The organism is Providencia sp. TYF-12, from assembly GCF_041344805.1.
GTDB classification, from domain to species: Bacteria; Pseudomonadota; Gammaproteobacteria; order Enterobacterales; family Enterobacteriaceae; genus Providencia; species Providencia huashanensis.
On record NZ_CP166833.1, the window covers coordinates 3,087,826 to 3,111,902 of the forward strand.

31 protein-coding genes are annotated in these 24,077 nt (G+C 43.2%); all 31 read right to left on the reverse strand.

The window, feature by feature from the left end:
* Position 1 precedes the first annotated feature (1 nt).
* Entirely contained in the window at positions 2-307 is a 306-nt protein-coding gene (locus tag ABE954_RS14135; protein ID WP_371025496.1) for a hypothetical protein, read from the reverse strand.
* Between the two features lie 9 nt (positions 308-316).
* Complete coding sequence (locus tag ABE954_RS14140) at positions 317-913, reverse strand: phage baseplate protein (RefSeq protein ID WP_371025497.1); 597 nt, start codon at positions 911-913, stop codon at positions 317-319.
* The gene (locus tag ABE954_RS14145; RefSeq protein ID WP_371025498.1) at positions 913-3,228 is read right to left on the reverse strand and encodes a lytic transglycosylase catalytic; all 2,316 of its coding nucleotides are present in this window, start codon (positions 3,226-3,228) and stop codon (positions 913-915) included. Before ABE954_RS14145 ends, ABE954_RS14140 begins: the two co-directional genes overlap by 1 nt.
* Positions 3,218-3,343, reverse strand: a complete 126-nt coding sequence (locus tag ABE954_RS14150; protein WP_264188032.1) for a hypothetical protein — start codon at positions 3,341-3,343, stop codon at positions 3,218-3,220. Before ABE954_RS14150 ends, ABE954_RS14145 begins: the two co-directional genes overlap by 11 nt.
* A 68-nt stretch (positions 3,344-3,411) precedes the next feature.
* On the reverse strand, positions 3,412-3,813 hold the full coding sequence (locus ABE954_RS14155; RefSeq protein ID WP_281110488.1) for a phage tail assembly chaperone: 402 nt from the start codon (positions 3,811-3,813) through the stop codon (positions 3,412-3,414).
* Positions 3,813-4,256, reverse strand: coding sequence for a DUF3277 family protein (locus tag ABE954_RS14160; RefSeq protein WP_226693594.1), 444 nt, complete (start codon positions 4,254-4,256; stop codon positions 3,813-3,815). Before ABE954_RS14160 ends, ABE954_RS14155 begins: the two co-directional genes overlap by 1 nt.
* Positions 4,257-4,263: 7 nt before the next feature.
* Positions 4,264-5,727, reverse strand: coding sequence for a DUF3383 domain-containing protein (locus tag ABE954_RS14165; protein WP_371025499.1), 1,464 nt, complete (start codon positions 5,725-5,727; stop codon positions 4,264-4,266).
* Positions 5,728-5,730: 3 nt separating this feature from the next.
* The gene (locus ABE954_RS14170) at positions 5,731-6,276 is read right to left on the reverse strand and encodes a hypothetical protein (protein ID WP_105881002.1); all 546 of its coding nucleotides are present in this window, start codon (positions 6,274-6,276) and stop codon (positions 5,731-5,733) included.
* Complete coding sequence (locus tag ABE954_RS14175; protein WP_048606723.1) at positions 6,269-6,655, reverse strand: hypothetical protein; 387 nt, start codon at positions 6,653-6,655, stop codon at positions 6,269-6,271. The genes ABE954_RS14170 and ABE954_RS14175 overlap by 8 nt, the downstream gene beginning before the upstream one ends.
* The gene (locus ABE954_RS14180; RefSeq protein ID WP_048606721.1) at positions 6,655-7,164 is read right to left on the reverse strand and encodes a hypothetical protein; all 510 of its coding nucleotides are present in this window, start codon (positions 7,162-7,164) and stop codon (positions 6,655-6,657) included. The genes ABE954_RS14175 and ABE954_RS14180 overlap by 1 nt, the downstream gene beginning before the upstream one ends.
* Positions 7,161-7,571, reverse strand: a complete 411-nt coding sequence (locus tag ABE954_RS14185; protein ID WP_105881000.1) for a DUF4054 domain-containing protein — start codon at positions 7,569-7,571, stop codon at positions 7,161-7,163. The genes ABE954_RS14180 and ABE954_RS14185 overlap by 4 nt, the downstream gene beginning before the upstream one ends.
* Complete coding sequence (locus tag ABE954_RS14190) at positions 7,540-7,914, reverse strand: hypothetical protein (RefSeq protein WP_371025500.1); 375 nt, start codon at positions 7,912-7,914, stop codon at positions 7,540-7,542. Before ABE954_RS14190 ends, ABE954_RS14185 begins: the two co-directional genes overlap by 32 nt.
* Before the next feature lie 39 nt (positions 7,915-7,953).
* Positions 7,954-8,901 (reverse strand): DUF2184 domain-containing protein, encoded by a 948-nt coding sequence (locus ABE954_RS14195; RefSeq protein WP_248468102.1) that lies wholly within the window; start codon positions 8,899-8,901, stop codon positions 7,954-7,956.
* 10 nt (positions 8,902-8,911) lie between these two features.
* Positions 8,912-9,415 (reverse strand): hypothetical protein, encoded by a 504-nt coding sequence (locus ABE954_RS14200; protein ID WP_070926278.1) that lies wholly within the window; start codon positions 9,413-9,415, stop codon positions 8,912-8,914.
* Positions 9,416-9,425: 10 nt separating this feature from the next.
* Positions 9,426-10,700: a DUF2213 domain-containing protein gene (locus ABE954_RS14205; RefSeq protein ID WP_371025501.1), complete on the reverse strand. Its 1,275-nt coding sequence runs from the start codon at positions 10,698-10,700 to the stop codon at positions 9,426-9,428.
* A 50-nt stretch (positions 10,701-10,750) separates the two neighbouring features.
* Complete coding sequence (locus ABE954_RS14210; protein ID WP_371025904.1) at positions 10,751-11,299, reverse strand: phage minor head protein; 549 nt, start codon at positions 11,297-11,299, stop codon at positions 10,751-10,753.
* Positions 11,300-11,366: 67 nt separating this feature from the next.
* Positions 11,367-12,824, reverse strand: a complete 1,458-nt coding sequence (locus ABE954_RS14215) for a DUF1073 domain-containing protein (protein ID WP_371025502.1) — start codon at positions 12,822-12,824, stop codon at positions 11,367-11,369.
* A gap of 216 nt (positions 12,825-13,040) precedes the next feature.
* Positions 13,041-14,351, reverse strand: a complete 1,311-nt coding sequence (locus tag ABE954_RS14220) for a PBSX family phage terminase large subunit (protein ID WP_371025905.1) — start codon at positions 14,349-14,351, stop codon at positions 13,041-13,043.
* The gene (locus ABE954_RS14225) at positions 14,351-15,088 is read right to left on the reverse strand and encodes a terminase small subunit (RefSeq protein ID WP_371025503.1); all 738 of its coding nucleotides are present in this window, start codon (positions 15,086-15,088) and stop codon (positions 14,351-14,353) included. Before ABE954_RS14225 ends, ABE954_RS14220 begins: the two co-directional genes overlap by 1 nt.
* Before the next feature lie 75 nt (positions 15,089-15,163).
* Positions 15,164-15,565 (reverse strand): hypothetical protein, encoded by a 402-nt coding sequence (locus ABE954_RS14230; protein ID WP_371025504.1) that lies wholly within the window; start codon positions 15,563-15,565, stop codon positions 15,164-15,166.
* 265 nt (positions 15,566-15,830) lie between these two features.
* Positions 15,831-16,352, reverse strand: a complete 522-nt coding sequence (locus ABE954_RS14235; protein ID WP_371025505.1) for a hypothetical protein — start codon at positions 16,350-16,352, stop codon at positions 15,831-15,833.
* A complete protein-coding gene (locus tag ABE954_RS14240; protein ID WP_371025506.1) occupies positions 16,339-16,521 on the reverse strand; it encodes a hypothetical protein in 183 nt (60 codons plus the stop codon). The genes ABE954_RS14235 and ABE954_RS14240 overlap by 14 nt, the downstream gene beginning before the upstream one ends.
* Entirely contained in the window at positions 16,503-16,973 is a 471-nt protein-coding gene (locus ABE954_RS14245) for a lysozyme (RefSeq protein WP_371025507.1), read from the reverse strand. The genes ABE954_RS14240 and ABE954_RS14245 overlap by 19 nt, the downstream gene beginning before the upstream one ends.
* The gene (locus tag ABE954_RS14250) at positions 16,973-17,242 is read right to left on the reverse strand and encodes an HP1 family phage holin (protein ID WP_004912034.1); all 270 of its coding nucleotides are present in this window, start codon (positions 17,240-17,242) and stop codon (positions 16,973-16,975) included. The genes ABE954_RS14245 and ABE954_RS14250 overlap by 1 nt, the downstream gene beginning before the upstream one ends.
* A gap of 156 nt (positions 17,243-17,398) precedes the next feature.
* On the reverse strand, positions 17,399-18,145 hold the full coding sequence (locus ABE954_RS14255; protein ID WP_129466285.1) for a PP2C family serine/threonine-protein phosphatase: 747 nt from the start codon (positions 18,143-18,145) through the stop codon (positions 17,399-17,401).
* Between the two features lie 2 nt (positions 18,146-18,147).
* A complete protein-coding gene (locus ABE954_RS14260) occupies positions 18,148-18,897 on the reverse strand; it encodes a serine/threonine-protein kinase (protein WP_129466286.1) in 750 nt (249 codons plus the stop codon).
* A 126-nt stretch (positions 18,898-19,023) separates the two neighbouring features.
* A complete protein-coding gene (locus ABE954_RS14265; protein WP_371025508.1) occupies positions 19,024-20,082 on the reverse strand; it encodes a site-specific DNA-methyltransferase in 1,059 nt (352 codons plus the stop codon).
* Between the two features lie 142 nt (positions 20,083-20,224).
* Positions 20,225-20,419, reverse strand: a complete 195-nt coding sequence (locus tag ABE954_RS14270; protein ID WP_371025509.1) for a TrmB family transcriptional regulator — start codon at positions 20,417-20,419, stop codon at positions 20,225-20,227.
* Positions 20,420-20,625: 206 nt separating this feature from the next.
* Positions 20,626-21,405, reverse strand: coding sequence for an antitermination protein (locus tag ABE954_RS14275; RefSeq protein ID WP_272569844.1), 780 nt, complete (start codon positions 21,403-21,405; stop codon positions 20,626-20,628).
* Positions 21,405-22,385, reverse strand: a complete 981-nt coding sequence (locus ABE954_RS14280; RefSeq protein ID WP_371025510.1) for a toprim domain-containing protein — start codon at positions 22,383-22,385, stop codon at positions 21,405-21,407. The genes ABE954_RS14275 and ABE954_RS14280 overlap by 1 nt, the downstream gene beginning before the upstream one ends.
* Positions 22,382-23,950 carry a DEAD/DEAH box helicase family protein gene (locus tag ABE954_RS14285; protein ID WP_371025511.1) on the reverse strand — a complete coding sequence of 523 codons (1,569 nt, stop codon included), beginning with the start codon at positions 23,948-23,950 and terminating at the stop codon, positions 22,382-22,384. The genes ABE954_RS14280 and ABE954_RS14285 overlap by 4 nt, the downstream gene beginning before the upstream one ends.
* Positions 23,951-24,077: the final 127 nt, after the last annotated feature.

Here is a 24,077-nt window from a genome sequence, read left to right on the forward strand (position 1 = left end):
TCTATGAGCCTTGCATGAAGTATAACCTATTTCCCTTGCCTATTTCATTGAGTTCTAACTCTAGTTCAGGCTTATCGCAATAAAAGAAAAGCATTCCATCTAGCCCTAAGTATCTATACCGTTCAAAAATATCAACACCATGAACTAGAGGAATACCTGAAAGAATTTCTTCTTTAGATTGAGTCATAACATCCAATACCCATCCGCAATATTCTCTAAATGTCATTCTCAGGTGGTATGTTTTGTTACCAAGTTGAATATCAAATTCTTGGTTTTTATTTGATAGTGGTATCTCTAAAATATCCATCATGTTTACCTAACGAATAATATTTAATATTGTTTCTAATGCGCTCTGATTTACTGGCTTAGGTGTTACCGTACCTCTGTCAACAGTCCCGCTAGTCACTTCTGGCATTTTCTGATTTTTTAGAGGGGCTACATTTTTACTTTTAGTCTCAACAATGGTCACCTGCCTTAATGTCAAAGTGACCATAAGGACGTTTTCACTGGTTTTTTCCGTTGTAACTTCAATCGCTCGGATAAGCATATTTTTGTAATCACGTTTACCAGTGATAACATCAAAAGGCTGCTTAGTTGCCCGAAGGTCTAATAATTGCTGATAGATTTCGCGGGGGCTGCTACCCAGCTTTAGCCCCGTAGAAACATCAAACATCGTGGAGGTGTCGAAGCCATCGATTAGCGAACCGCCACCAGCAAAGCCAATTTCCATCACAACTTCTGAGGGTCTATCGAAAGTGTGATCACTAACTGTAAACCCTTCGCCTCCCGGAACTTGAACAGGATGTTCGGTAATTTCTGAGCTGTCAGAGTGCTTTTCTGATATCACCACGCTGGGGACTATCATGCCGATTTTTCGAGTGCCTTGAGAAAACAGCGTACCTAAAATATCCATTAACCCACCTTGTTTTCTAAGTTGCGTACCAATATCTGATTTTGTCGCCCAACACTCTCACCCGTTAATGTGGCTGTCTCATACGGTGACTGCCCTCCTGTCACATTGATATTATATATAGGACTAATTGATACCTGCTTAGATGAATTAGAGTCATTGCGAATGAGATACTCAGGCACAAACTGCCCTGATTGCCCCATGCTGCCAAGGTTTGATGCCGCGCGACTCATGCTTTCCGTGTTGATATTTATCGGCGCGGATGGTTTTATTGTTGGGTCAGGAGTACCCGTAATAGCAGCTGTGACCAATTCTTTTGAATACGGGAACTGACCATCATTTTCAACGAGTGACATAGCTCGAATAAGTTGGTGCATAACATCAGGATCATTTAAATCAAGTTTTTGATTGCGTTTTATCCCAAGCTCTTTGCTAACCCGTTTTATATAAGCTTCCGTATCGTTACCTTTATGATTTTTAGGCGCCCAAAACTTGATGATATCTTCGACTGTTTGTAGCTTTTGATATCCAGCGGCTTGAGAGGTACCGTTGTAATACATCATAAGCTGTTTAACATTGGCCCTAATCCCATCATAAGCGGATCCAAAGGTAGCAAAAATACTGCCATTTTCTTTCGCGGCCCCTCGTTGTTTAGCGTAAACCAAATTAAGCGGGTTATTGTTTCGAATGCCCTTTGGCGCTTTTGTTCCAGCAAAGGATAAGCCGCCTGAACTAGAAATTTGATTCGCAACCAATCCGGCAGTAGATTTGCGGTTTTTCATAAGTGAATTTGCAACTTCAAGGCTAATTTCACCTTTTTGTACTCTTGCAGCTAAGTCATCTCTTATTTTGTCACCTGTAGGGATATCTGCGTTATCTTTAGTGATTTCTCCCCCTTGATGGCGACTTGCCCAAGGATGATCGATACCTAATGATTCAAAAACACCTCCTATACTGCGTTTTAGATGACGCACAGTGTAATCAAATGACTCTTCAATACCTTGAGCGATATCTTCTTTATTTTCCCAAAGATAGTAAGCAGCCATTAATCCACTAATGATAGGTACCATTTTGTTTAAACTGGCTAATAAACCTGTTGCAGCTCCGCCAACTTTACCTAATGAGCCTAAAATGCTGGCTAGCCATTTACCGCCTAAAAAGACAGCAAATCCCCACAGTACAGTTTCCCAGCCGCCAACCATTTCAACGAAATCACTAACACCTTTCCATATATCATTAATTCCTTTTTCAGCCGCTTCAATCGTACCTTCCCACTCCGACCAATCAATGGCTGATTTGCCGCCTTCTTTCCATGTTTGGTAGTCATCCCACAATAAGAACAAGGCCGTTAATGCGGCAATCATTAATCCGATTGGAGAGGTGAGAAAGCCTTTATTTAACGCCCACCAAGCCGCCAGCACGAGACCAAACGTTTTAATCAGTCCTTTACTGGAATCATCAAGCGCATGCCACCAGCCAATTAAATCCCGTATTCCCTTTGCAGCTCGATACACAAGGTGATTGAGTATTTCCGTTAACGTCAAAATAGCGTTAACAATTTTTAGGATGATTTTTTCAATTGTTGGGAAATTTTTAACCAGTAATTCAGTGAATCGCGCAATACTGGGTGTCAGTACCCTTGCCAGCTCACCACCAATTTTATCCTTACCGATCCCCATCGCTGCAGTCAGTTTTGAGAATTGAGTCATAAACGCATTCCCTTGCTTCGCTGCAAGGTCAGGGTTATAACCGATGGCTTTCATCATCATGGTGTATTCAGAAGAATATCCATGTAAACCACGGCGCATGGCCAGTAAAGTGTTTTCGTCAATACCCAACGCTTGCCCGAACGCAGTCGCGCGATACATGGGCATTTTCGATAACCGATCACCCACTAATGCAACCAGTGAAGCGGTATCACGGAGGTTTCCATTTGCATCACGAGTTTGCACCCCGATGTTTTTTAGAAAACCCTCGCCTCCTGGTGTATTACGTAAAAATGCCCCCAAACGCTCAACAGATTGATTAAACCCATTGATATCACCACCAGCCTGTTTAACCGCATAACCCAATGATTTGATACTATTGGCTGTCGCACCGGTTCGCTGTGCTTGCCAATATAAATCATCTAACCCTTTCGATATCTGCGCAGTAAAACCAATAATGACAGCGGCTAATCCCTCTACCGCCGCACCCGCTTTAAATGCCGTTGAAGTAATCTCACCTAATACCGAAGAGAATTTTTTCGCCCCTGATTCATCGACGTCAAAGCCGAGCGAAACAAGAAAATCACGCATTGTTTCAACGTTATTGCTCATTACGGTACCTTTCGATTAACGCCTCGTTTTCGGCTTCGACATCCAGAAAATCATTCATTCGAGCGATATCCCCAAGGGATATAGTGCCATCCAATAATGATTCATACTTACACATCCCTTTACCGACTGGTCGCATCAGAAAGTAACGACCATCCGGTAAAGTTTCGAGTCGAAGAGAGTTTGTTAGATTGACTCGTCGGTCACGGCTGGGATAGGAAAAAAACTGCTAAGGGATTCCTGAATAACATGGCCAACAATTTTAAACAGATCAATACCGTTGATATCGTCATACATCAACTGCTCGTTAGCATAAATTGCGGACCATGTGTCCCCTGATTTACGGCTAACAACGGAGAGACAAATATCATTAATTTCAGCACGTTCTTTTTTACCCAGCGCACGAACCGCCTCGGAAATAGCCGGTAACACATCCGTTAAATTATCTTGGCTGAAGCTTTTTCCTTTACCCTTTAAAAGTGGCGCCAACGCACCAAACGCAGGAACCAGCGCAAAGGCTAAATCTTGTTGTTGGAACGCATTTAACTTACCTGAGCGGTATGTGTTGCCGTTGATTGTGAATTCCATTAAAAGACTCCTAGCTGTGTATCAATTTTACCGCAGTCAAATACCCAAGAAACGGTATTACCCACTTTTGCATTCTGCCAATCGGGAATACGCTTGAACGCAACCGAACGGCAAACTGTGGTGTCATTGCTCACTTTATTACGAATAGTGATCACGTTATTCCCCCATGTTGCTGAGGAAAATTGCTGCAGGTTATACATCATGTTTAGCTTAGCATTTGTCGGGCTAGTTTTGAGTAACACAACCGTCACCGTACCGCCTTTTCCTGCGTGCAATGAATGCATAACTTCACCGTCTGCACCAATGGTCATGGTATTTTTATCTTCTGCCATTGAAACGGTGATCCCTTCTTCGGAAACCGCTGCGCCGTAGCCGAGTTCAAATAAACCACCCACCCCCGCAATGGAGGCAGATACATCCATAAAAGAATATGTATTAGACATGAGTCACCTATCGATTCACGTTGATAATAATGTCGCTGTAATGAATAGCACCGGCAAGCTTGATAGCACATTGCAATACAGGCGCTTTACGTGCTTCTCGGTCAGACTGGGCTTGCGTTGCAACTGGTGGTGCATAGATATAGCTTCCTTTGGTTAGCATCGCACCTGTCGTTAATGCACCAAATTCATCACCATTCCATACACCAGGAGCAACTAACCCATTTGTTGCCGCTTGGTCGAGTGATTGCTCAACATTAGTGATCAGTGACGTCACACCTTCATCCGTTTGCGGTATTTTGGTTGTGCGTGTGTAGAGCAAGTTAAACAAGTTGGTTTGCACGTAGTTTTGCAACCAATCAAGCCCGTGGCGCTCATCAATGAAATCACCGTTAGCCATGACCCCTTCTTGGATAATGGCGGTGTCATTGTTGTAATTTACAAACACGTTACCGCTTTTGGCGTTAATAGCTTTTGCTTGCGAAACAGTGAGTGTTTCAGCCGTCACGGTAGGCTCTTGTTTGAACTTCAGGGTGATCGTGGTGTTGTTACCATTGAAATTGACCGTAAACATACGACCAAATAAGGAAGCGACTGCATAAGGTTTGCTGGACGTATACTGCCAGAACGTACGCGAATACTTAGCCGCTTTGAGTTTTGAGCCAATGTCAGTATCAACATCTGCATCAAGAACCGTCGTTTTCATGACTGTGTGGCCGTAAACTCGCGACAGTGATTCGGCTTCGATATAATCCGCAATCGCCAGCACATCATCATCCGTCAGGCTTTCATCAGCGATCACTAAGCCATACCACGCACCGGAAATATCTGCCATTTTTACTACGGCTTCTAACGCAGTTTCAGGTTTTTGAGGTGAGACAATCAACGCACCTGTGCTTTCATCACACTTCATCAAGCCACCAAGGTAAGTTCCGGCTGAACCCGTCGAAAAGTAACCAAGCTCCCCCGTTTTGGTGAGCGTGATGGTGAAGCGTTCACCTGTCCAGACAACCTCTGCATCGGTCAGTTTTTCGGAGACTCGCTCAGCAACCCCGTTAAGGTTGGTTTCCTTGGTTAAGTCTACACCGATAACCGTCGTTTCTTTGCCGGCTACCGTGATATTAAACGAGCCATCCGCAATAGTGTTAAAGTTGGCCATCGCTTGTTCTGTTTTCGTCAGTATCGCACCACGTAATACCGCCAGCGTGGCTGTTTTGTTCCATTTACCGACAAAGAGATCAATAGGGCGAGGTGACTGTGAATAGTACAATTGAGCGGCTTTATACTCAGGTGAATCCACCCCAAAATCTGCCACAACAGCATCGAGTGTACTGTATTGACGAATACGCTCATGCGCATCAATAACGTTACTGGCCCCGAGAATAAGCAGGGAGCCAAAATTACGAGACTGTGCAGCACGCGCAGCCATATTCACCGTCACATTGACGATGTTAGAAACAGGTAATCCCTGCATAGATTATTCTCCAAAGAATTTAACGGGGGCGTCTACGATTGTTTTAATGCCGTACTCACGAACGACTTTGCGGCGTAATGTCACGGTAATGTCGTAACGCCTTACCCATTGATTGTTGATAAGCTCAGGGGCGGGTCGGATCCGACCGCAGTCGATATAAGAAAGGTTAACCCGAGATAGTTCCGCGTTATTCTGACTAACAAACAAACCATCACGAAACTGAGTGGCTATGCGTTGCCCTTGCGGGCCATAAAAGCAGCATAAGATTTGCATGCTTTCATGTGACCATTGTTCATGATGGTGTTCGGAAAGCTGGACAGCAGCAGGACTATGTTCATTATCAAAATCCATAATCCCAAATGCACACCAGTTTGTACCTGCAGCAGGTATTTTGGGTTGCGTTTCTGTCCATCGTGGCAGCACCATTTTTGCCGGAAGCCCTGAAACCGCTCTTATCCATCGACTGATTTGACGTTCCAGTTCTTCATCGTAATCGGGCATTGCCCCTACCGGAGTTAAATATCCAGATGAAGTGCTGTCGTTACTCAATAGGCTGCCCTCCGTCAAACTCCATCAATTCGCAATGGGCCTGAACAAATCCAGCCCCGTAAGCTGTATAGGGATCAACAAATGTAACGCGATACTTTCGCCCTTGATACGTGACGATATCGGCGTCAACACTTTGATAACCTTGAGTTAGACGAAACTGAGTGACAATTAAGATTGCACCACCAATGGCTTGCCCTGCTTCCATCCGTTTTGCTTCGAGAGAACGGTCAACGGTCACAACACCAGCAAAGGGTAGGTTTTGCGTGCTATTTTTGGTGAATCCATCATCATCAGTTACCTGAGTGCTTCGATGGCAAACCAGCGACATATCGACAAAATCAGGATCTAACAAAATTTCGCTAACATCGAGTAAAGGCATTATTCCCCCTTATTTCTGACAAGGTAGGTGATGGATTTAAGTAAGCTACTGGTGTCATAGAGTGGCTTTTCACCATCCATCCCTTTAGCTCTACGTTTCTGTAGCGTTGCTTCTGAAAGTGGCTCAAGGCGATCACCATCACTGATAACTTTTTTAGCTGCATTCGAGGCAACCATACCGGCTCGTTCTAATTCCCGTTGGGCTGCTTCAAATTTGCCTGTTATGGCATAATCCGCAGCGGCAACTAAATGGCTGGAAGTGATATCTCGTGTATCTTCAATACCCATATCGAGAAACGGGCGAGGTGGCAATGTCACCGTTTCACCACCGATACTGATTGTTGCCCCCGTTGACTGTAGATAGCCCAGTTCAGCATTATTGAGGTATTCACCATCGTCACGCTGTGCTTTGTTAGCGGGAATACCCACCAACACATCCATGTTTGATAGCTTTTTAATTGCCGTCAAAATGGCATCCGCATTATCCCGAGTTATCTTTACGCCACTCATAGTAATTGCCTTCCACCAGCGCCAAACATTGACCACCACCAATAGAACTCTCGACCGTAACCCGTGTTATTCCAAAACCCAGCATCAGGGTTAACTGTGCCGGAAGTGTCATAACCCACAGAAACTTTATCAATCGACTTAGATGAGACAACACCGCCGCCTGAACTATTCACCCCACCGCCCATAGCAGAGACTGCCAGTGAGCGCCCTTTTAACTCCATGTAATGAGCCGTGAACAGTTCGGATAGATAAACAAACTGGTCACCATGCTTATCTTGGTCAAGCAAAGTATCAGCAAGTCCTAAGTAAAAACTGATTGAGGTATCGGGATATTTAGCGGTATCGGTGAATTCAGGGAAGTCAGTACGGAATTTATCAACTGTCGGCAGAAGACTGTTTCTTGCCATCCGCAGCCCCCTGTTTTTTATCTGTTTTGGTTTCCACTGTAGGTGCCGCTTTCAGAGCGGTGATTTCATCCGACTGACTCGCGATGAGATCGTCTTTTTCTTTCAGTATGGCTTTCAAGGCTATGATTTCATCTTCAAGCGATTTAATCTTTACACCCATGTTTTTGCTTTCTTCTTCTTTTTGTAGCTCAGACTCATCAAGAGGTTTCGCATACGCTGAAAACGCCCAGTGTTCTGTCACTTGCTTAGAAAATTCAGCGCTATCATGAATGCCTTCAAGCAAATCAAAATGAGTGCCGTCAGGAAAGCTTAATTTAGCACCTTTAGCAACGATATATTTCATCGTGTAACTCCAATAAAAGGGCGGGTTTCCCCGCCAGCATTAAGCGGCAGGAATATCCAAATAAGAGATGGTATTTGAATAAGGCGTTTCCACTTGACCTAATTTACCGTAGTAAACAGTCAACTGTTGCATACCGCGATACTCAAGTGGCGTATTCAGCAATGGAACCATTGGGAAGCGGACATACTTCTCGTCTTGGGTATACGCAACAATACGATGAGCGCCACCAGCACCACGCTTAGAAGCAAACTTCATCGAAACGATTTCTAATGGCTCACCGTTTTCTTGGAATGCAATGGTGTTAATTTTCACGTATTCCAAGACGGAGATATTCCCTGCTGAAGAGACTTTTTTACTCGCCAGCAAACCGAAAAGCTCAGGCGCTAAACCAATTTTACCCGGACAGACCGCATAACCAGAACGCACCCACGCATCAGTTAGAACCAAGTTAATGTCCTGCACAATCACATCAGGGTCGGTAGTCGCTGTCCACGGCGCAGCAGCGGCAACAGGTGACACGCTTGGCAAATTGAGTAAGCCTGGTACTCCCAGCTCAGAATCACCGATATACACTTGCTCATCAGTGTCCATTTGCCATTTCAGCTTCATACCTTCATATTTCTGGGTATCGATAGGACGCCCTAATTTCTGAGCAGAAGCCAACTCTAAAACTGTCCAGCCCACTTCCTGCGCCCACGGCGTCAAGTTGTTACGGGTTGGATCAATGCTTAGTTCAATACCAGCAATCGCGGTACCTTTTTTACCCATCCAGTTTTTACCGTTAGGATTTGGACCACCGACACTAGCAAAATCGGTATTCGTAAATGAAGACACTTCATCTGCAATCGAGATATCGCTGCGCAATGGCATATCTCGCGTCCATTTTACTGACGCTAATGGTAAGTTTAACGTCTGATCCATCCGCTCTAATTCGCCAACTAAAAATACACCGGCTGAGTCGATGGTTGCTCTATCAACTGTAAACATTCAATACCCCTTAGATGTTGTAAGCAATTTCAATGCGACCGTCAGCTTCACCCGGCCCCATAATTTCAGCATTAGGTAGCTGAGGTGTGTTTTCTGCTGTTGCATCAGCTTTTAAAACAAACGAACCAATCGGACTTGCTTCAGTGCCACCAGCAACACGAATAAACACCGGATCGCCTTTTTTCGCATTCAGCGCATTTCCGCCAGTCGCTTTAACGCAGATATAACCTCGCTTGAGATTGTCAGCCACTTGGTTAGCTGTAATGCCTAAATGGGCTAAGTCCGTTAATGACGTGATTGGGTAAGGGCGAACTAAAATACCTTTCACTTTATCTGCCGTGTCACCTTCTTGGAGTGGTACAAACTTGTCTGAATCGTATTTGCCCACCAGCCCATAGCCTAAGAATGGCTTTTTATTGTCCAGTGTAACGGCTTCTACCGTCGATTCACGAGGACGAGTAATACCCCCGACAATGCCGATTGGCATACGAGTTAAATATGCATTTCCTGCCATGTGATTACCTTTACTTGTTTTTCTTCCAGAAATCAGCGTTCATTTTGTTAATTTCCGCTGGCGTCATGTGTTTAGTGCGGGTTGCACCATCAGTGGTAGAAATACCCTGATTGATAGGTGCGATATGATTTTTGGCTTTATTCAGCTCGACTGCACCTTTAAAGACCGCATCAACCGTGGCTTTTGGTGCTTTACTGTAGTCTTGAATACCAAATGATTTAAGGTAAGCGCTATCACCTGTGCGGAAAGCATGATCAAGAACTTGGCGCTTGATCCCTTTATCACCTGTAGGCTTAAAGCCCGGACAAATGATTTCAGCATCAGCAATCAAGCTTCGACGGTAAGCCGCATCACCCGTTACCTTTTTGTCCTCTTCTTCGTCGTCATCCCCTGTTTTGGTATCATTGTCAGGATCCGTATCAGCCGTTTTGCCTTCTAGCTTCTCTAAACGCGATAAGATAGCCTTTGCCCACTCGGGGATTTCATTATCACCTGTCTGATTTTCAGGCTTATCTTTGTCCTCATCGGTTGTGGTGCGCTCACTGACAGGTAATGCGGTTGATTGTGAAGGCGTATTCATATTGATAGTGACACCCGGAATAGAATTCATGCCCTCAGATGGCATATCCGGCGCTTCGTCGATAAGTTGCTGTAATGCAGCCTCATCTTTCGTTTTGATTGCGATACCCAATTTTTTAAGCCATGACATTACAGGCCTCTCCTTCTTTTTGGTTGGGGCTGAATCCCCGATAGAACAACGAGCACCCGCCCGGCCTTTTTCAAGTCCAACAGCCAAGTGATTGCCCGTGATTTGATATTGTTTCCCTTTGCCCGGTGATAGCTGCTTGTATTGCGCATCATAGCCACAACTGACCTCAATCAGCCCCGCATTGATAGCGTCAATCGCTTCTTGCCGTTTAACCAACACATCCGCAATGAGTAGGTCTGATTTATCACCTTCCCCTCTGCGAACATTTTGAATATGACCATGCGCTAATTCGGCAAAATTAGAGGGGTTAACAAAAACGATATTGCCGTCTTTATCTTCTGGATGCCTTAGTGTGACCGCGACACCTTCAAATGAAGCCATTGTTTCTTCTGAAAACACTTCATCTTCAGTTCGGTACACCGTCACCATTCCACTAGCATCAGGCTCTAATCCGATTTCCTCGGGTAAGTAGACCTGTGAGCCAGTGCGCGCAATGGGGACGTTTTTACACAGCAGTGAGCCATCAGGCTGGAGATATCGCGTTTCCCCCAACTTAGTGACAAAAAAATATTTCATGCTTTACCTGCCAAATTGCAGACATTAAAAAAGCCGCACTAGGCGACTTGTTAGAATCTGGCTTTCGGTACATGTACCTCTGACCAGCATTTACAGTTAGGTAGGCATCCCGCATGCCCGGTCATACCATCTAGCGTAGGCGGGTTATGCCAATAAACGAATTTATCACGCATTTTCTTGTGTGATGGCCTAGTGCCTGCGCCCTCTATTCGCCACCAATACCCCTCCGAGCCAATTGATAATGCCCTCGCCTGAGTTAGAGCGCCTGTTGCTCGCCCTATCTCCGTTCTGGCGATGAGTTTCGCTCTGCTGGACGCTACGTTGCCCGTTTCCATTATCATTTGATACAGCGCATCAGGACGCTCACCATTGATAACGGCTTCAATTGCTCGGGATTGAATATCTTGAACACGCTCAGCAGCTTCAATCGGAATTGATTTCATTAGCTGAATCTGGCGATAGACAATATCTTGAGCCACCTGACCGACTGGCGTATCACCAACTACATCACGCAACCCCTCAGATATTTGCTCTGATACAGAACGCCACTGCCCCCACTCTTCGCGTTCAACTTGTGAGAACATTTTATGGGCCACCAGCGTAGACCATTCATCCAACATGTAAGAATAATCAATTAGGTTGCTAGTGATGATCCCCGCGCTATGCTCAGAACCATCGTAAGAGCCAGTGACGATTTGGTTTATTTGGCTGACTATCGCCTGTAGGCTTTGTTGATATTGGATCTCCGAACGCCGGCGCAGTGCCGGTTTCAAATTCATCCGTCTCCCACTGGGCTTTCGCATCTTCAATATCCTTGTCTGTGATTGAACCACCAATACCTATCACATCAGAAATGTTCCGCAGGTCATTCATGGCGACATGAATAGGGATAATCTGTCGGTCTACCAATGAACCCAATGCCGTAGCGATATTGCTTGCCATTGTCGCTCGGTCTGCATCTGACATATCCCAAAGCTTATTAAACTCAAAGGTCAGGTCTTCCGGTAATTCTTCGCCAAATAATGAACGCCAAGAAATATCCATCAACCAACGAATATGCCGCCTTAAGTGTCGCTCTTGTAGTGAGTTGATACGGCTGTAATAGTTTTCTAAGTCACCATCACCCGTACTAAACCCCGAAGGAGATTGACCAAACAAACGAACAAGAGGAATGCCAGTAGCACCTGACACCTGTTCAGCAAAGCGCAATATGACATCAGCGATACCTGAAAAAGAATAACTATGAGTGGCGAATTCATCATCTGAATCCATCAACGTCATGCCCTCAATCGTTTGAAATTCGCGGATCATATCTAAATGCCGCATTAATCCTTTTTCTAAATCACCACCGGTTGCCAGTATCTGCCTTAAACCTTTGATGCTGTAGGTTCTAAGGTGTGCTTTATGAATAAGCTGAGTTGTTCCTGCACTAGCGGTATCAAAACCTTGTATTCGCTCAAAAATACGCTCTACAACAGACATTCCCCAACCATTCTCAGTCAGTGCTTGCTGATAGGGTAACTTGTCACCTTCCATTCGTATTACGCGGGAATAATGTATTTCCCAACCTTGCGCCTTATTATTTCCAGCTATTACTCTGTAAAACTTCGGCTTTCCAAAATGCGGACCATACTCTGTCACTAAATCATCATAGGTTGGGTCTAACTGCCAGCGGTCAAGGCACATAACGCCCTTAAACTGCCCCTTATCCACTGTTTCTAGGTTTAGCTCTGTTGAAATATCTTGTCCATCGATAAGGGCAACAAGAATTGCGCCACCATAAAGACGAGACCATTTTAACGTATCGTTTAATCCATCCCAGATAGCTGCGTTATCCCAGAAATTCTCAATCTTACCCTTTTGCGTTGGCTTGAGCCTTGAGCTAATACTGACGCCTTTTCGGGTCATATCATCTGCAATAGCGTCAACACCCGCGCCAACTAAGAACGATGAACGATAAGCGAATTCAAGCATGGTTCGGTTACGGGTAATGTAACCGGGAACATAAGTGCCGCCCGTTTGAATGTTCTGTGTTTCTGGGCCAATTTTGGCTTGGAAGTTATTGTACCCGTCAGCTGTTTTAACGGGCTTTTTTGCGCCGTTTCGGCGTTGCTTACGAGACATTTAAACCTCATGATAATTTATTAAAAAGGAGGGTTATTTAACATAATGGTGCTTATGTGTATCGCGACTTTCCAACTCAATTAAAATGTCACCTATAACGGGCAAAAGTAGATGTTTTCTCACTCTAAATCGCCTGTTATATTGTTATTGATTTGTTAATAAAAACCAGAAATCAATTTCAACTCCATTTCAATCTGAAGACGCTATTTTTAGCAATTAAGTCTGTTTGCCCAAGGAAGCCCAAACACCCAGATCACCTTCGCTTGTAATGTAACCATCAAGGGAATAACGAACCGCATCCCAACAGTGGTTATGCTTATCTTGCACTACAGGTAAAATCTCACCCGTCATTCTGTCCACTTTATAAGAATACAGCCGGGCTTCTTCTAACATGTGCTTGCATCGAGGATGGATAATGATCTCCTCAAAGCCTTTAAGATATGCAATGCCATCTTCAACACTACCGGGCCATTTAGTGGCGCCATCAATAACAAAGCCTTGACGCGATAAATAACTTATTGTCTCTGGTCGGCTGTTATCTGCATGAATAGGCCACTTCCTTGATTGCGGTATACCAGGATATTTCTTTTCGTCGCCATCTTTCCACTGTGTAAGCTGTTCCGCAGTTGCCCCATCCTTACCAGCGTAGAACTTCCATAATTCATCAAGCTCTACACCTACCCCGTATGCCTCATATTCGATATAAAGCTTTCGTCCTATAATGAAACAACGAATTAATGTGCTAGGGTCATTGGCAAAGCCGAAGTCACCACCGAAAAAGAGACGGTCGGCTTGTTGCCACAAATCATCAGGGAACATTTCTTCTCGATACTTACCAGAGAAGATAACCGCCTCACTAATTGCCCGAGGTAACCCTAACCAAATGTGCTCATAAGCTTCATAATCAACACGCTTGCAATACTCCATCTCATGGCGAAGCACATCAGGGAAAAAAGCATTATCGCAGTAATTAACACGAAAAATAATAACGCCACCATCAGGCGGGTCAGCCTCGTGTCGCTTCATCAGCTTATAAGTAGGATCCGTTTCTTCTCGTGGGTTAAATGATACCCAAACCTCAGATTTATTAGCTCGAACAGTAGGGCCTAAAATGTCCCAACTATCTTGTGATACTGTTTGCGCTTCTTCTACCCAACAAACACGGATGCCATGCATCGATTTAATGCTGTTGATATTGTTGCGCAGACCTTTGAAGGTAAATCGAGTTCCGTTCAACCCTTCAATTTCATTATTCTTCACTTTGTAGAAGTGAGATAAACCAAGGCTGTATATTTCAGACTCTAATAATGCCAGTACAGAATCATTGATAGAATTTTGGAACTCACGAGCACAAAGTATCGTCATTGACTCATTAGCACCCAACAATACAAGCGCTCGGGCAATCTCTACGGATTTACCACCACCGCGCCCGCCATAAGTCCAGCGCCAGCGAACTGAACCAACCGGCTTATCGTATAGAACCGAGGGAACCCAGTCGCTACTAAACGAATAAAGAACGCCATCTATTATTGTTGGGTGCTCTGCTTTCCCTCTCGTAGTTTCTCCATGTGTGCATCCCAAACTTCAGGAGGACATGTCGCTGGAGTAACGATACAAACCTTTCCATAGCTTAACCCGGCTAAATCAACGTTCACCTCTGTTTTATTGGTGCTCATTTCAATACCAGTTAGCTGTGCGGCGTTTTTTATGTTTGGTGCTACCTGACCAAACTTTTTATCTTCAAGGGCATCCTTGGCTGCTTTGAATGAAAGGTCAGCCAAATCTTTAGCATTGAACGTGACAAGTAATGCTGCTTCTTGGCGCAACTCTCTAATGCGCCTGCGAACATCAGGACGCTTTAATAATATTGGTGCTTGAGTGTCTGCTCGCGTTGGTGAGTATCCTGCGCAAATTGCAGCATCTTTCTGCGTCATCCCCTGCGCAATATTCTGTGCAAAGCTTTCGTGCTGAGGCTTTAATATCCCCGCGGTTTCCGTCGCTTCATTCTGCGAATTATCTGAATGTTCGTTTTGTGTAGCATTAGTGCTAGGTGTATTTTGCTCAGTTTTGCGAATTCTTTTATTCGCAGTTTCGTTCGCACTTTTTTTTTGCGAATTCGCACTACCGTTCGCAATCTTAATGTAGCGCTTAGCCGTCGAGTATTTTAACCCTTGCTCCTCACACCACTCTTTAGGGGATATTCCTGATTCGGCATGAGCGGCGAGGAACTGTTGTTGTAGCGTCCCCCAATCCGGTTTAGCCATCGTGTTTATCTCCTGTATAAATCTCTATCAACGCCACTCTATGAATGACGTTTGTAGAAAGTTATTCAATGAATACTAATACGTTAATTCAGACTCAACTGAAATCATGTCTGCTGCATACTTTAGTGCTAATTCACCAGCCTCTCTTGCTGTCTTATCATTTAATGGCTTACCTAACAGCTCATGGTTAACTCGTTCAATAATGGACTCAATGTCCTTATCGGTAGGTGTACAGAAAAGCAGTCTAATGTTGTGCGGATTTTGTTTTTTCTCCACCACTGCACTTATTCCCCGAATAGAAACATCTGCTCCAAACTCGCACTTCAAAGCAAAAGAAAGGTTGTGCTTAAATTCTGTTGAATCAACTTGCTTCTTAGTAAAACCAAATTCTTTACCATATGTGCGACGCTCAAGGCGGGTTTTGCCATCGCCTATCGGCTTAACAAAAACAACCATGACCTCAACTGGATTATCCATACTCACATCCTCATAGTTAATAAGAAAACCTACTCATGAAAATAAGCTTTTTGATTGACTACCATGAAGTAAAGCGGTCTCTCCCGCAGTCACGTCATTTCTTCTACCCACAGCAAACGTTACTGTGATATGCCCGACAAATAACCAAAACGGTGGTATTCATTGTTTTTGATTCTCAATATGCGCTCACTACATAAGGAAGATAGGTCATAGCTAACATACAAGACAGCGACAATGCGGCGCGTTCCTCATCATGGGAATTAGGTTAATTAGCCTGTGGTTTTTTCTTTGCTTGTTCTATGGCTTCAAGTTGCGTATTCGCTTTATCGATGGTTTTCAATAAAGGATCTATCCACTCGATAGCCTGACAATATGTTAATTTTCTGGCGGTAATGGCACCAACACCTGCTGCGTCAATACGCTCGGGATTTCCATACAAGGTGCTGGCTCGTAAACGGTATGTGTAGTTGAGCAGCCCATCAGTAACAAACTGAGGCACAACAAGATCACAAGTAGGCTCTTTCTTGAGAATGGTTCGGTATTCAATGACTGTCTCCTGCGATTTCGCTTCAGATAGAAGCCCATTGCGGTATGCTGTACTGGTTAGTTGATTGATGCGGTTGAACTCAAATGATTGGCTGGCAATTATCTTGCTTTGATTTGTATTGTCCTTTTGTAGTCTCTCATTCTCTTTTTCAAGTAGTTTGTTGTTGTCGTGAACAGTAACAACCCACCAGCCTAGGCCAACAACCATAATGAATAGCCAGAATGATTTATCGAATTTCATAATTCACCTGCCTACCCTTGTAATGATCGATAGCTTTTTGACAACGCTTTTCTAAACTGGCTTTATCAATACCGCATGTGTTATCTGTCATACGGTAAGCACCGAAAGCAATTATTGATATCGCAAGCAGCATGAAACACATTACAACCACTATAGGTTTCCATGGCATATAGCTGCCTCCGCATCTCGACGGTTTACAAGTCCACGCCATACCTTGCCCCCCGCGTAAACCCATCTTTTTAGTTCTTCACAAGCACCGTATTGGTCACCTGCATTTAGCTTTTTAAGCATTGTCGACTTAGCGAATGCGCCGGTACCAACATTGAATGCAAATGAATACAGAGCGGCTTTTGTGTAATCGTCAGTTGGCACCTTAACCAATTTATCTACCTGCTGTTTAGTGCGCTGAAAGTCTGACTCAAGCAATTCATTACATTCATCTTTTGAATAAACTTTATTAGGAATGATGTCCTTTCCTGTGTGGCCATAACAAACCGTCAGAACACCACCCACGTCTTCATAAGGCTCATATCTAACACCTTCAAAATGCGCAATGACTGTTAGAGCGATAGCCGTAGCCCCTGCGCTAACAAGCACAGTTAGTTTTTGCTTGAGTGACATTAGATATCCTTTGGTGCTTTCGCCATAAGTTCGGCGGCTTTTCGTGCAGTAGCTGATGGGTTTTGTGGGTCAGTCTTATTGACCAGGTCTTCAAATAAACGAGTTCGCTTTCGTTGTTCGCGCCTATTCATGAAGAAAGTCGCCAAGCCTAGGATGATGCTGAACGCCATCCCGATAATAAAACCCCATTCATAAAGCGATAAGCTTGCAAAGAATGCTGTAAGCCCAGCACTACCGTAGGCTGCGTTGCTGTATTTATCCATACGCATATACCACCCCCTACGGAGTGCCCGATATTTAGTTAATAGAAAGCCACCAGCAAATTAATTGCAGTAATTAAACATGTTGATAGTGATTTGTGGTGGCTATATACGAAAAAGGCCGCACTAGGCGACCTTTGTTTGTGATTTGGATTTTAAATGGCACTAAAAGCTTATTGTTGCACCAACTAATGAATAATCATCTGTAGGCCCATTTCTTTCGATCCGCCGATACAGGCTATTTGTAAATTTGGAAATATTATTCATTGTGTTAAAAGAAAAACGCGGATTTTTTTCCCATAATGCATGAGCACCATCAGACATAATATACAGCGTCATATTGTCATCGATGAAATCCAATTGTTCATTCGGTATGAAAAAAATATCGCAATTCATTTCAATTTCATTTGAAACTGAAATTGCAGTTGTGAGAATGTTTTTACCTGATTTACCCTTTAACTGCCTAGCGGTAAAAACCCCCTCATCAATAAGCATCTGGTGTCTAGTGTGATCTTTTGTTAACTGTTTTAACTTGTTTGCTGATTTTATATATAAGCGACAATCTCCGACATGCCCCACTAGAATCCCATCTTTCTTTACTACACAAAAAGTGAGTGTCGTTGATGCCATTTTCATTACTTCAGAGCCAATATCTGACGCCTGCTCTTTTAAGATATTCCGTATATTTTCAAATGCATACTCAACATCGTCAGAATTACTGATCGAATGTGCATTTTCTAAATAAGATATTGCAAGCCGCGAAGCAAAATCAGCACCGACATATGAACCAACACCGTCAGCAACGGCCATAATAAATCCATCACTTATTTTTTTCACAGGTAATATAGAATCTTGATTACCTCTGTTCACCTCTTTAGGATAAGAGAATGAGGAAGAAGCTGTTAAAATCATTTCTATAACCCCCATGAAATAGCTTCAAAATCGTTTATAATATCGTCTACTGACTGATATCTCTCTTCTTTCTCCATTTTTACACATTTTTTTAGAATATTATCTACATTCTTGTTTTTATAAGAAAGTTCATTCAGCATCTTCCCTAATGCATAAATATCGGTCTGTTGAGAGTATTCACACTCTATCAGTATCTCAGGGGCACAGTAATGTTTTGTTCCCATAAATGTTTTAACTAATGTCAAATTAGTTGAATCTTTATCAGGGCTCAGATCTTTAACCAACCCAAAATCAGAAATTTTATACGTGCCATCTTTAAATTTAAGAACATTTTGGGGCTTAATGTCTCTATGTATATATCCACTTTTATGTATAAAATTCAATCCATCAAGTAACATTCTTGCGATATTGATCTTATCAAAAAAAGTTAAAGTTTCTATCTTAAGCTCGGTCTCAAAATCTACCTCAGCTTTATCCATAATAAACCAAGGTCTATCAATCTTTAAGTTATGCAGATAAACAGGGACAATATTATTGTGAACACACTTAGATTGACTAATTACTTCTAATCTGAATCTTTTTTTAAAATTATCTATTAATTCTACCTTTTTGGGGGAAAACACTTTTCTTGCATAATCACCACATTCATTACCACTTAGCGAATAAAGCGTGACTAGCTCAACATACCCAAACTCACCACGGCCGATTTCACTTATAGGCCGAATTATATAATTACCAAAGTGCTCATCCACCTGAAATTCCTCTTCCCTTTATTTCATAAGGAAAATTTACACATTAATTAAGCGGTAGTCTATGACTTTGGTTGCATATTTATATAACACGGCCGTTTAAAATAAAGCCTACAGCAGAATTCATCTCTATAAATTAGGTAAAGATATACTTCTATCTATCTCTGCCCTCGTTTGCTCAAATCGCTCAGTTTCAAGCTCTACCCCAATCACCCTGCGATTAAGTTTTAATGCGGCTTTTATTGTGGCGCCAGAACCCATGAAGAAATCAGCCACTACATCACCCTCTCGGCTACTACTATTAATAATGTGTTCCATCATCGCTGAAGGCTTTTCACATGGATGTTTGCCGGGGTAATACTGAACAGGTGGGTATACCCAAACATCTGTATAAGGAACATCTACTGTCACAGTAAACGGACGCCTTAATAGTTGGTATTGCTGAGATAACTCATGATATTCACGATTTAGTAGCTTTTGTTCACTAACTAAATCAGCGTGCTGGCGGCTTAATGGATTGTCGCTGAACTGTTTTACTGCTACTTGGTTAAATAGCTCTTGTAGCTTCAAATAGTCTGATTCGTTTGGTAATTGCCATTGGCTGTAGCTGAACCAATGAGACGCCATTTGCTTTCCAGTGGCCTGATGTATTTCCTTAGCTGTTATGCCTAATGAGTCTCTTGCCTGCTTAAAATATTCAATCAATGGCCTCAGGGTGTTTTCTTTCAATTCTCTGCGTCGCTGAAGATAACCACTGCTTTTTCCCTTGTAAGGGCTTTGATAGTGTTCAGCAAACAAGATGCGTTCAGTTGCAGGGAAATAACTTCTCAGGCTTTCTTTATTTTGTCGTCGCCATGGTCCCGATGGTTTAGCCCAAATAATGTGGTTAAGCACATCGAACCGCTCACGCACTAATAATTCCGTATCAGCCGCCAGCTTTGAACCACAAAACATATATAAGCTACCGTTTGGCTTCAGAACACGCCAAAATTCCGCAAGCATTTCATCAAGCCACGATAAATATGCAGTGACGTTTTCCCACTGATTATCCCAATTACATGACTTAACCTGAAAATAAGGTGGGTCAGTTGCAATTAGGTCAATACTATTATCGGGAAGTGTCTTTATGTAGCTGAGTGAGTCATCATTGACTAAATTAATACTGTTTAAATTCACAGTGTTTTTCATAGATCATGGAAACCTTTTTTGATAAGCTTCACTTGCTTTGTGCACATAAGCAGTGGGCTTTAGTTTGTCCGTGATCCGTATCCAACGGGCGAATGGCTGGTAAGGTGCTACCAACACCCACCAGCCGCCCATTTTCACAGTGCTAGATATTTTGATATGTACTTTCTTTGATGTTTTCTTTGATTAAACCCGCCATCGCTAACTGGGTCAGTATTAATCGGCAGCATGAATCGGTTAGATTACTAAGCCATGCGATTTCACCTACTGTGGCTGGTTCCTCTGTAACCGCATAAAATACAAGCCTTGCCCTTTCTGTCATATCACACTGTTTTAACATGATATTTTTAAACCTCTGGTCAGTTATTGTGCATAACTACACATGTAACTCTGACCAAACGTAACAGCAAGTCTTATGTTTGTTTTAGGCACAAAAAAGCCCCGCTGATTTAGCGAGGCCTTGAATTGGTTTAATGCGACTAGGTATAGAATGTCCATTATTAGAAGATAATAAGCCAATTCTATGCAAAAATCAAATAAAACACATTATTTTATTACCCTGCTAAATGCCAGTTCTGCCGCACTTTCTTCAATAAAACATTTACTAGCTAACTTTTCATAAAATGGCTTCCAATTTCGTGACCATGACGATTGGGTTAAATCAGGCACTAAGTGTTTTATCGCATTATATGCCACAGACGACGGCACCCGGTTGAACCCCTTACCCGCACAACGAGGACAATCTTTAAATACAGGCGCGCCCTGCAGCTTAGTTTGAATGTCATCTAATACCTTACCCCGTCCTTTACAGCGGCAACGGTGTGCTAGTCGCCCCTTACCATTACACTCTTGGCACAATTCACCCACTTCTTCATTTTTCGTCCACGGCTCAATAATTACAGTTCCGTCTAGTCTAGTTATACCAGGATGTTTGACTACGTCCTTGCGCTTATAAATAAGACCTTTACCGCTACATGCTGAACATGGAAAAACTGAACCAGCTGAACGGGCATAATCTTCAAATGCCATCTTGGCCAGAATAATTAGGCAATAACCCAACTTTTTACCTGCAGCTTTAGCCACCAGCTTAGGTGTGATTTTTTTAGCGTATTGGGTTAAGGCTTCTACCGTAGAAAACTTATCCTCTTCGCTGATATCATTTTTCGCCAAAAAAGCCGTCATACCAAACTTAGCTTGTGATTCAGTCATCCCCATAGCTGCCATGATATCCGTTCCGGTTATTCGGTCAGGGGATGTACAACCTGCTACATTGCCGAATGTAGGTGACTTAGGGTGAAAGTTTTTCAGTGCATTTTCGAGTTTCATTAAGCCGCCTCTCTCTGTTTCCGAATAAAAACACGTTCCCTTGCCTCACAACCTTGAATGAGCAAATCATTAAAATCGTTTAGGTCAGGCCATCTCACGCTAACTTTTTCAATATCATTATTTGCTACCAGATTTTTACGGGCACATTCATAAGCTGCAGCTTCACCCGTTGCGCTCCAATCGTTATCAGCGAAAACAATCAGATGTTTAACACCTTTTGGAGCGACAAACTTCGCCATATGGCCCGCATTCATTGTTGACCAAGTATTGACGCCATAGATTTGCTTACAGGAAAGTGCAGTTTCGATCCCTTCAGCAATTCCCAACGTTGAAGCTACGGGGAACATACGAATAGCGACGGAACTTGCATACTTTAAGTAGTTATCCTCCTGTAGCGCATCCATTCGTTTGACCAGAGATAGCCGCGCTTTTTTATCGCCTTCTAAATACGTCCTATGCAGGTAACAGAGCTGCCCTTTTGAGTCTGTTGCAAGCGCCCATATCGCTTGAAAGCTGTTAGGGTTATGTTTTACGGGTTGCTTATCACAAAATTTAACCTGTTCACTCGGCAGCTCATAGATACCGCGATTGTGTAGATATTTCGCTGCTGAGGTATCTTTCAGTGATTTTAGGTTTAAATAGCACTTGATGATCCGCTCTCTAAACCCTGCAATTGAGGTATCTTTAGTTTGTGGTTTAGGTGCTATATTTTCTCGATGATTGCCAAGAAGAGTGTCCACTTCATCAGCCAGAACTTTAAAACTCTTACCTTGTGTTTTTTCCAGCAACTGAAAGCCTGTGCCTGAATCACAGGTACAAATCCATGTGCCCAGCCCATTTTTATCATCAATACGAAACTTGCCCTTTCTCTCACATAATGGACATTTGCCCTTAAAGTGTTTGCGCCCAGTGATAGGGGGTAGCCCATAGTACGCAAATATTTTTGCCCATTGTCCTTTTGCGGCATCAATTGTATTCAAAGTAATGCTCCTTGCTGTGGTGTGCCATTTTTTAACTGACCTTTAATACGTGCGAACTGCTCTTTTGCTTTTTGCTGACCCTTTACGAAACGGATCCGCTTATGTTTAATGAAATTACTGACCTCTGGTGTAATCTCTTGAGGGGTACTGTGTAGTCCATAAGGGAATACACCGAACTTATCTTTAAATGTGTGACCGACCCACCCGTCACTAATCGGCTTGCCTTCAACCGCTCTCACGTTTTGGTAATATTTAAGTTGGGAATAGAAACTTTGCTTTTCTTGTTGGGTGTAAACTTTTTCAGTCTTACCTAATTTTTTGATGTTACGTGTTGTATCGACTTCTACGTCTTCCCCAGCGAGTGGTTTAAATCCACATTTAGGGCAAACATAAACACCTGCTGGCTTCATGTAGTGGCATGAGGTGCATTCTTTCGGTTTCTTCTCGCGTTTTTCCTGCTCACGAAAACTATTAACCTCTTTCATGCCGTCATTTTTGCTAGGCAGTTCGTCATATTCGATATCATCAGGAAAGCCTAAGCGATGGACAGAACCGGAATGATCAAAGATGAGACATTTATCTTTGCCCGGCGCTTTACGTAATCCGCGACCAAGACACTGCACCCAGCGGATTTCTGATTTAGTAGGTCGGGCGTAAATGATGCAACGAACATCACTATCAAAACCTGCGACAAGCGTTCCGACATTAACAATGATCTTGGTTGCACCCTGTTCGAAACGATGAATAATGACTCGGCGCTCATCATGTGGCGTATCAGCTGTAATGACTTCTGCATTTACCCCCGAGCGATTAAAAGCAACAGTGACATAATTTGCATGGCTGACAGTGACGCAAAAACAGATCGTTGGTAGGTTTTCACCATTAGCCAGCCAGTTATCGACCACATCGCCAACCAAATCCGCACCCGACATAATTTCAGCGATCTCAGCCTCTTTATAATCACTACCAAATTCCTCGCTACGGACTGATTTCACTTTTGATAAATCCGGCTTTGTCGGTGCGTAAAATTCGTATTTACTTAGATCCCCACGCTGAATAAGCTCCTTCATCGTTGTGGGTTTAATCAGCCTTTCGTAATACTCACCAAGAAACGGGGAAAACGGTGTTCCCGACAGCCCGATTACTTTGAGTTCAGTATCACGAATGACTTCGAGTATTTTCTTACGGCGTAAATGGGCCTCGTCGATGATGAGTAAATCAATGTTGTCAGGAAACTCACGACGAATAACCGTATCTGCTGAGGCAATTTGGATTAATTTTGTTGGATCATAATTGGGATGATTGGCCCAAACAAATCCGATTTCTTCCATTGGTATGCCATACTCTTGAAAACGCTCAGCTGTTTGGGCGATCAGGCTTGTATATGGCGCACAGAACATAACTCGCATATTGCGCTTGATGTAACCGTTTGTGATAAATGCCGCTAGTCCTGTTTTACCACTCCCTGTTGGGCTATAAATCATAAACGTGCGGTTTTGCTTCCAGTGTTGACGCAACATAGCTAAACCGCGTTCCTGTGCAAAATTAGGTGTAATGTTTAACATCCGTTCCTCACTTGAATAATTTACCCTGCCAAGGACGAAGTCTTTGGAAGATTTGTCATTTAGCCATATAAACGGCTGGTGGGTTTTATACCCCCTATAGAGATCTATATTTAAGATCTAACTCCTT

What these genes read in the sequence shown, in the direction of transcription:
- ABE954_RS14160 (WP_226693594.1), bottom strand. Translation starts at nt 4,256, where the DNA reads ATGTCTAATACATATTCTTTTATGGATGTATCTGCCTCCATTGCGGGG.
- ABE954_RS14225 (WP_371025503.1), bottom strand. Translation starts at nt 15,088, where the DNA reads ATGGCTAAACCGGATTGGGGGACGCTACAACAACAGTTCCTCGCCGCT.
- ABE954_RS14165 (WP_371025499.1), bottom strand. Translation starts at nt 5,727, where the DNA reads ATGCAGGGATTACCTGTTTCTAACATCGTCAATGTGACGGTGAATATG.
- ABE954_RS14180 (WP_048606721.1), bottom strand. Translation starts at nt 7,164, where the DNA reads ATGAGTGGCGTAAAGATAACTCGGGATAATGCGGATGCCATTTTGACG.
- ABE954_RS14155 (WP_281110488.1), bottom strand. Translation starts at nt 3,813, where the DNA reads ATGGAATTCACAATCAACGGCAACACATACCGCTCAGGTAAGTTAAAT.
- ABE954_RS14135 (WP_371025496.1), bottom strand. Translation starts at nt 307, where the DNA reads ATGGATATTTTAGAGATACCACTATCAAATAAAAACCAAGAATTTGAT.
- ABE954_RS14195 (WP_248468102.1), bottom strand. Translation starts at nt 8,901, where the DNA reads ATGTTTACAGTTGATAGAGCAACCATCGACTCAGCCGGTGTATTTTTA.
- ABE954_RS14175 (WP_048606723.1), bottom strand. Translation starts at nt 6,655, where the DNA reads ATGCCTTTACTCGATGTTAGCGAAATTTTGTTAGATCCTGATTTTGTC.
- ABE954_RS14215 (WP_371025502.1), bottom strand. Translation starts at nt 12,824, where the DNA reads ATGTCTCGTAAGCAACGCCGAAACGGCGCAAAAAAGCCCGTTAAAACA.
- ABE954_RS14190 (WP_371025500.1), bottom strand. Translation starts at nt 7,914, where the DNA reads ATGAAATATATCGTTGCTAAAGGTGCTAAATTAAGCTTTCCTGACGGC.
- ABE954_RS14285 (WP_371025511.1), bottom strand. Translation starts at nt 23,950, where the DNA reads ATGTTAAACATTACACCTAATTTTGCACAGGAACGCGGTTTAGCTATG.
- ABE954_RS14140 (WP_371025497.1), bottom strand. Translation starts at nt 913, where the DNA reads ATGGATATTTTAGGTACGCTGTTTTCTCAAGGCACTCGAAAAATCGGC.
- ABE954_RS14185 (WP_105881000.1), bottom strand. Translation starts at nt 7,571, where the DNA reads ATGGCAAGAAACAGTCTTCTGCCGACAGTTGATAAATTCCGTACTGAC.
- ABE954_RS14145 (WP_371025498.1), bottom strand. Translation starts at nt 3,228, where the DNA reads ATGAGCAATAACGTTGAAACAATGCGTGATTTTCTTGTTTCGCTCGGC.
- ABE954_RS14200 (WP_070926278.1), bottom strand. Translation starts at nt 9,415, where the DNA reads ATGGCAGGAAATGCATATTTAACTCGTATGCCAATCGGCATTGTCGGG.
- ABE954_RS14265 (WP_371025508.1), bottom strand. Translation starts at nt 20,082, where the DNA reads ATGAAAAACACTGTGAATTTAAACAGTATTAATTTAGTCAATGATGAC.
- ABE954_RS14150 (WP_264188032.1), bottom strand. Translation starts at nt 3,343, where the DNA reads ATGTGTAAGTATGAATCATTATTGGATGGCACTATATCCCTTGGGGAT.
- ABE954_RS14230 (WP_371025504.1), bottom strand. Translation starts at nt 15,565, where the DNA reads ATGGATAATCCAGTTGAGGTCATGGTTGTTTTTGTTAAGCCGATAGGC.
- ABE954_RS14245 (WP_371025507.1), bottom strand. Translation starts at nt 16,973, where the DNA reads ATGTCACTCAAGCAAAAACTAACTGTGCTTGTTAGCGCAGGGGCTACG.
- ABE954_RS14235 (WP_371025505.1), bottom strand. Translation starts at nt 16,352, where the DNA reads ATGAAATTCGATAAATCATTCTGGCTATTCATTATGGTTGTTGGCCTA.
- ABE954_RS14275 (WP_272569844.1), bottom strand. Translation starts at nt 21,405, where the DNA reads ATGAAACTCGAAAATGCACTGAAAAACTTTCACCCTAAGTCACCTACA.
- ABE954_RS14205 (WP_371025501.1), bottom strand. Translation starts at nt 10,700, where the DNA reads ATGAAATATTTTTTTGTCACTAAGTTGGGGGAAACGCGATATCTCCAG.
- ABE954_RS14250 (WP_004912034.1), bottom strand. Translation starts at nt 17,242, where the DNA reads ATGCGTATGGATAAATACAGCAACGCAGCCTACGGTAGTGCTGGGCTT.
- ABE954_RS14240 (WP_371025506.1), bottom strand. Translation starts at nt 16,521, where the DNA reads ATGCCATGGAAACCTATAGTGGTTGTAATGTGTTTCATGCTGCTTGCG.
- ABE954_RS14255 (WP_129466285.1), bottom strand. Translation starts at nt 18,145, where the DNA reads ATGATTTTAACAGCTTCTTCCTCATTCTCTTATCCTAAAGAGGTGAAC.
- ABE954_RS14270 (WP_371025509.1), bottom strand. Translation starts at nt 20,419, where the DNA reads ATGTTAAAACAGTGTGATATGACAGAAAGGGCAAGGCTTGTATTTTAT.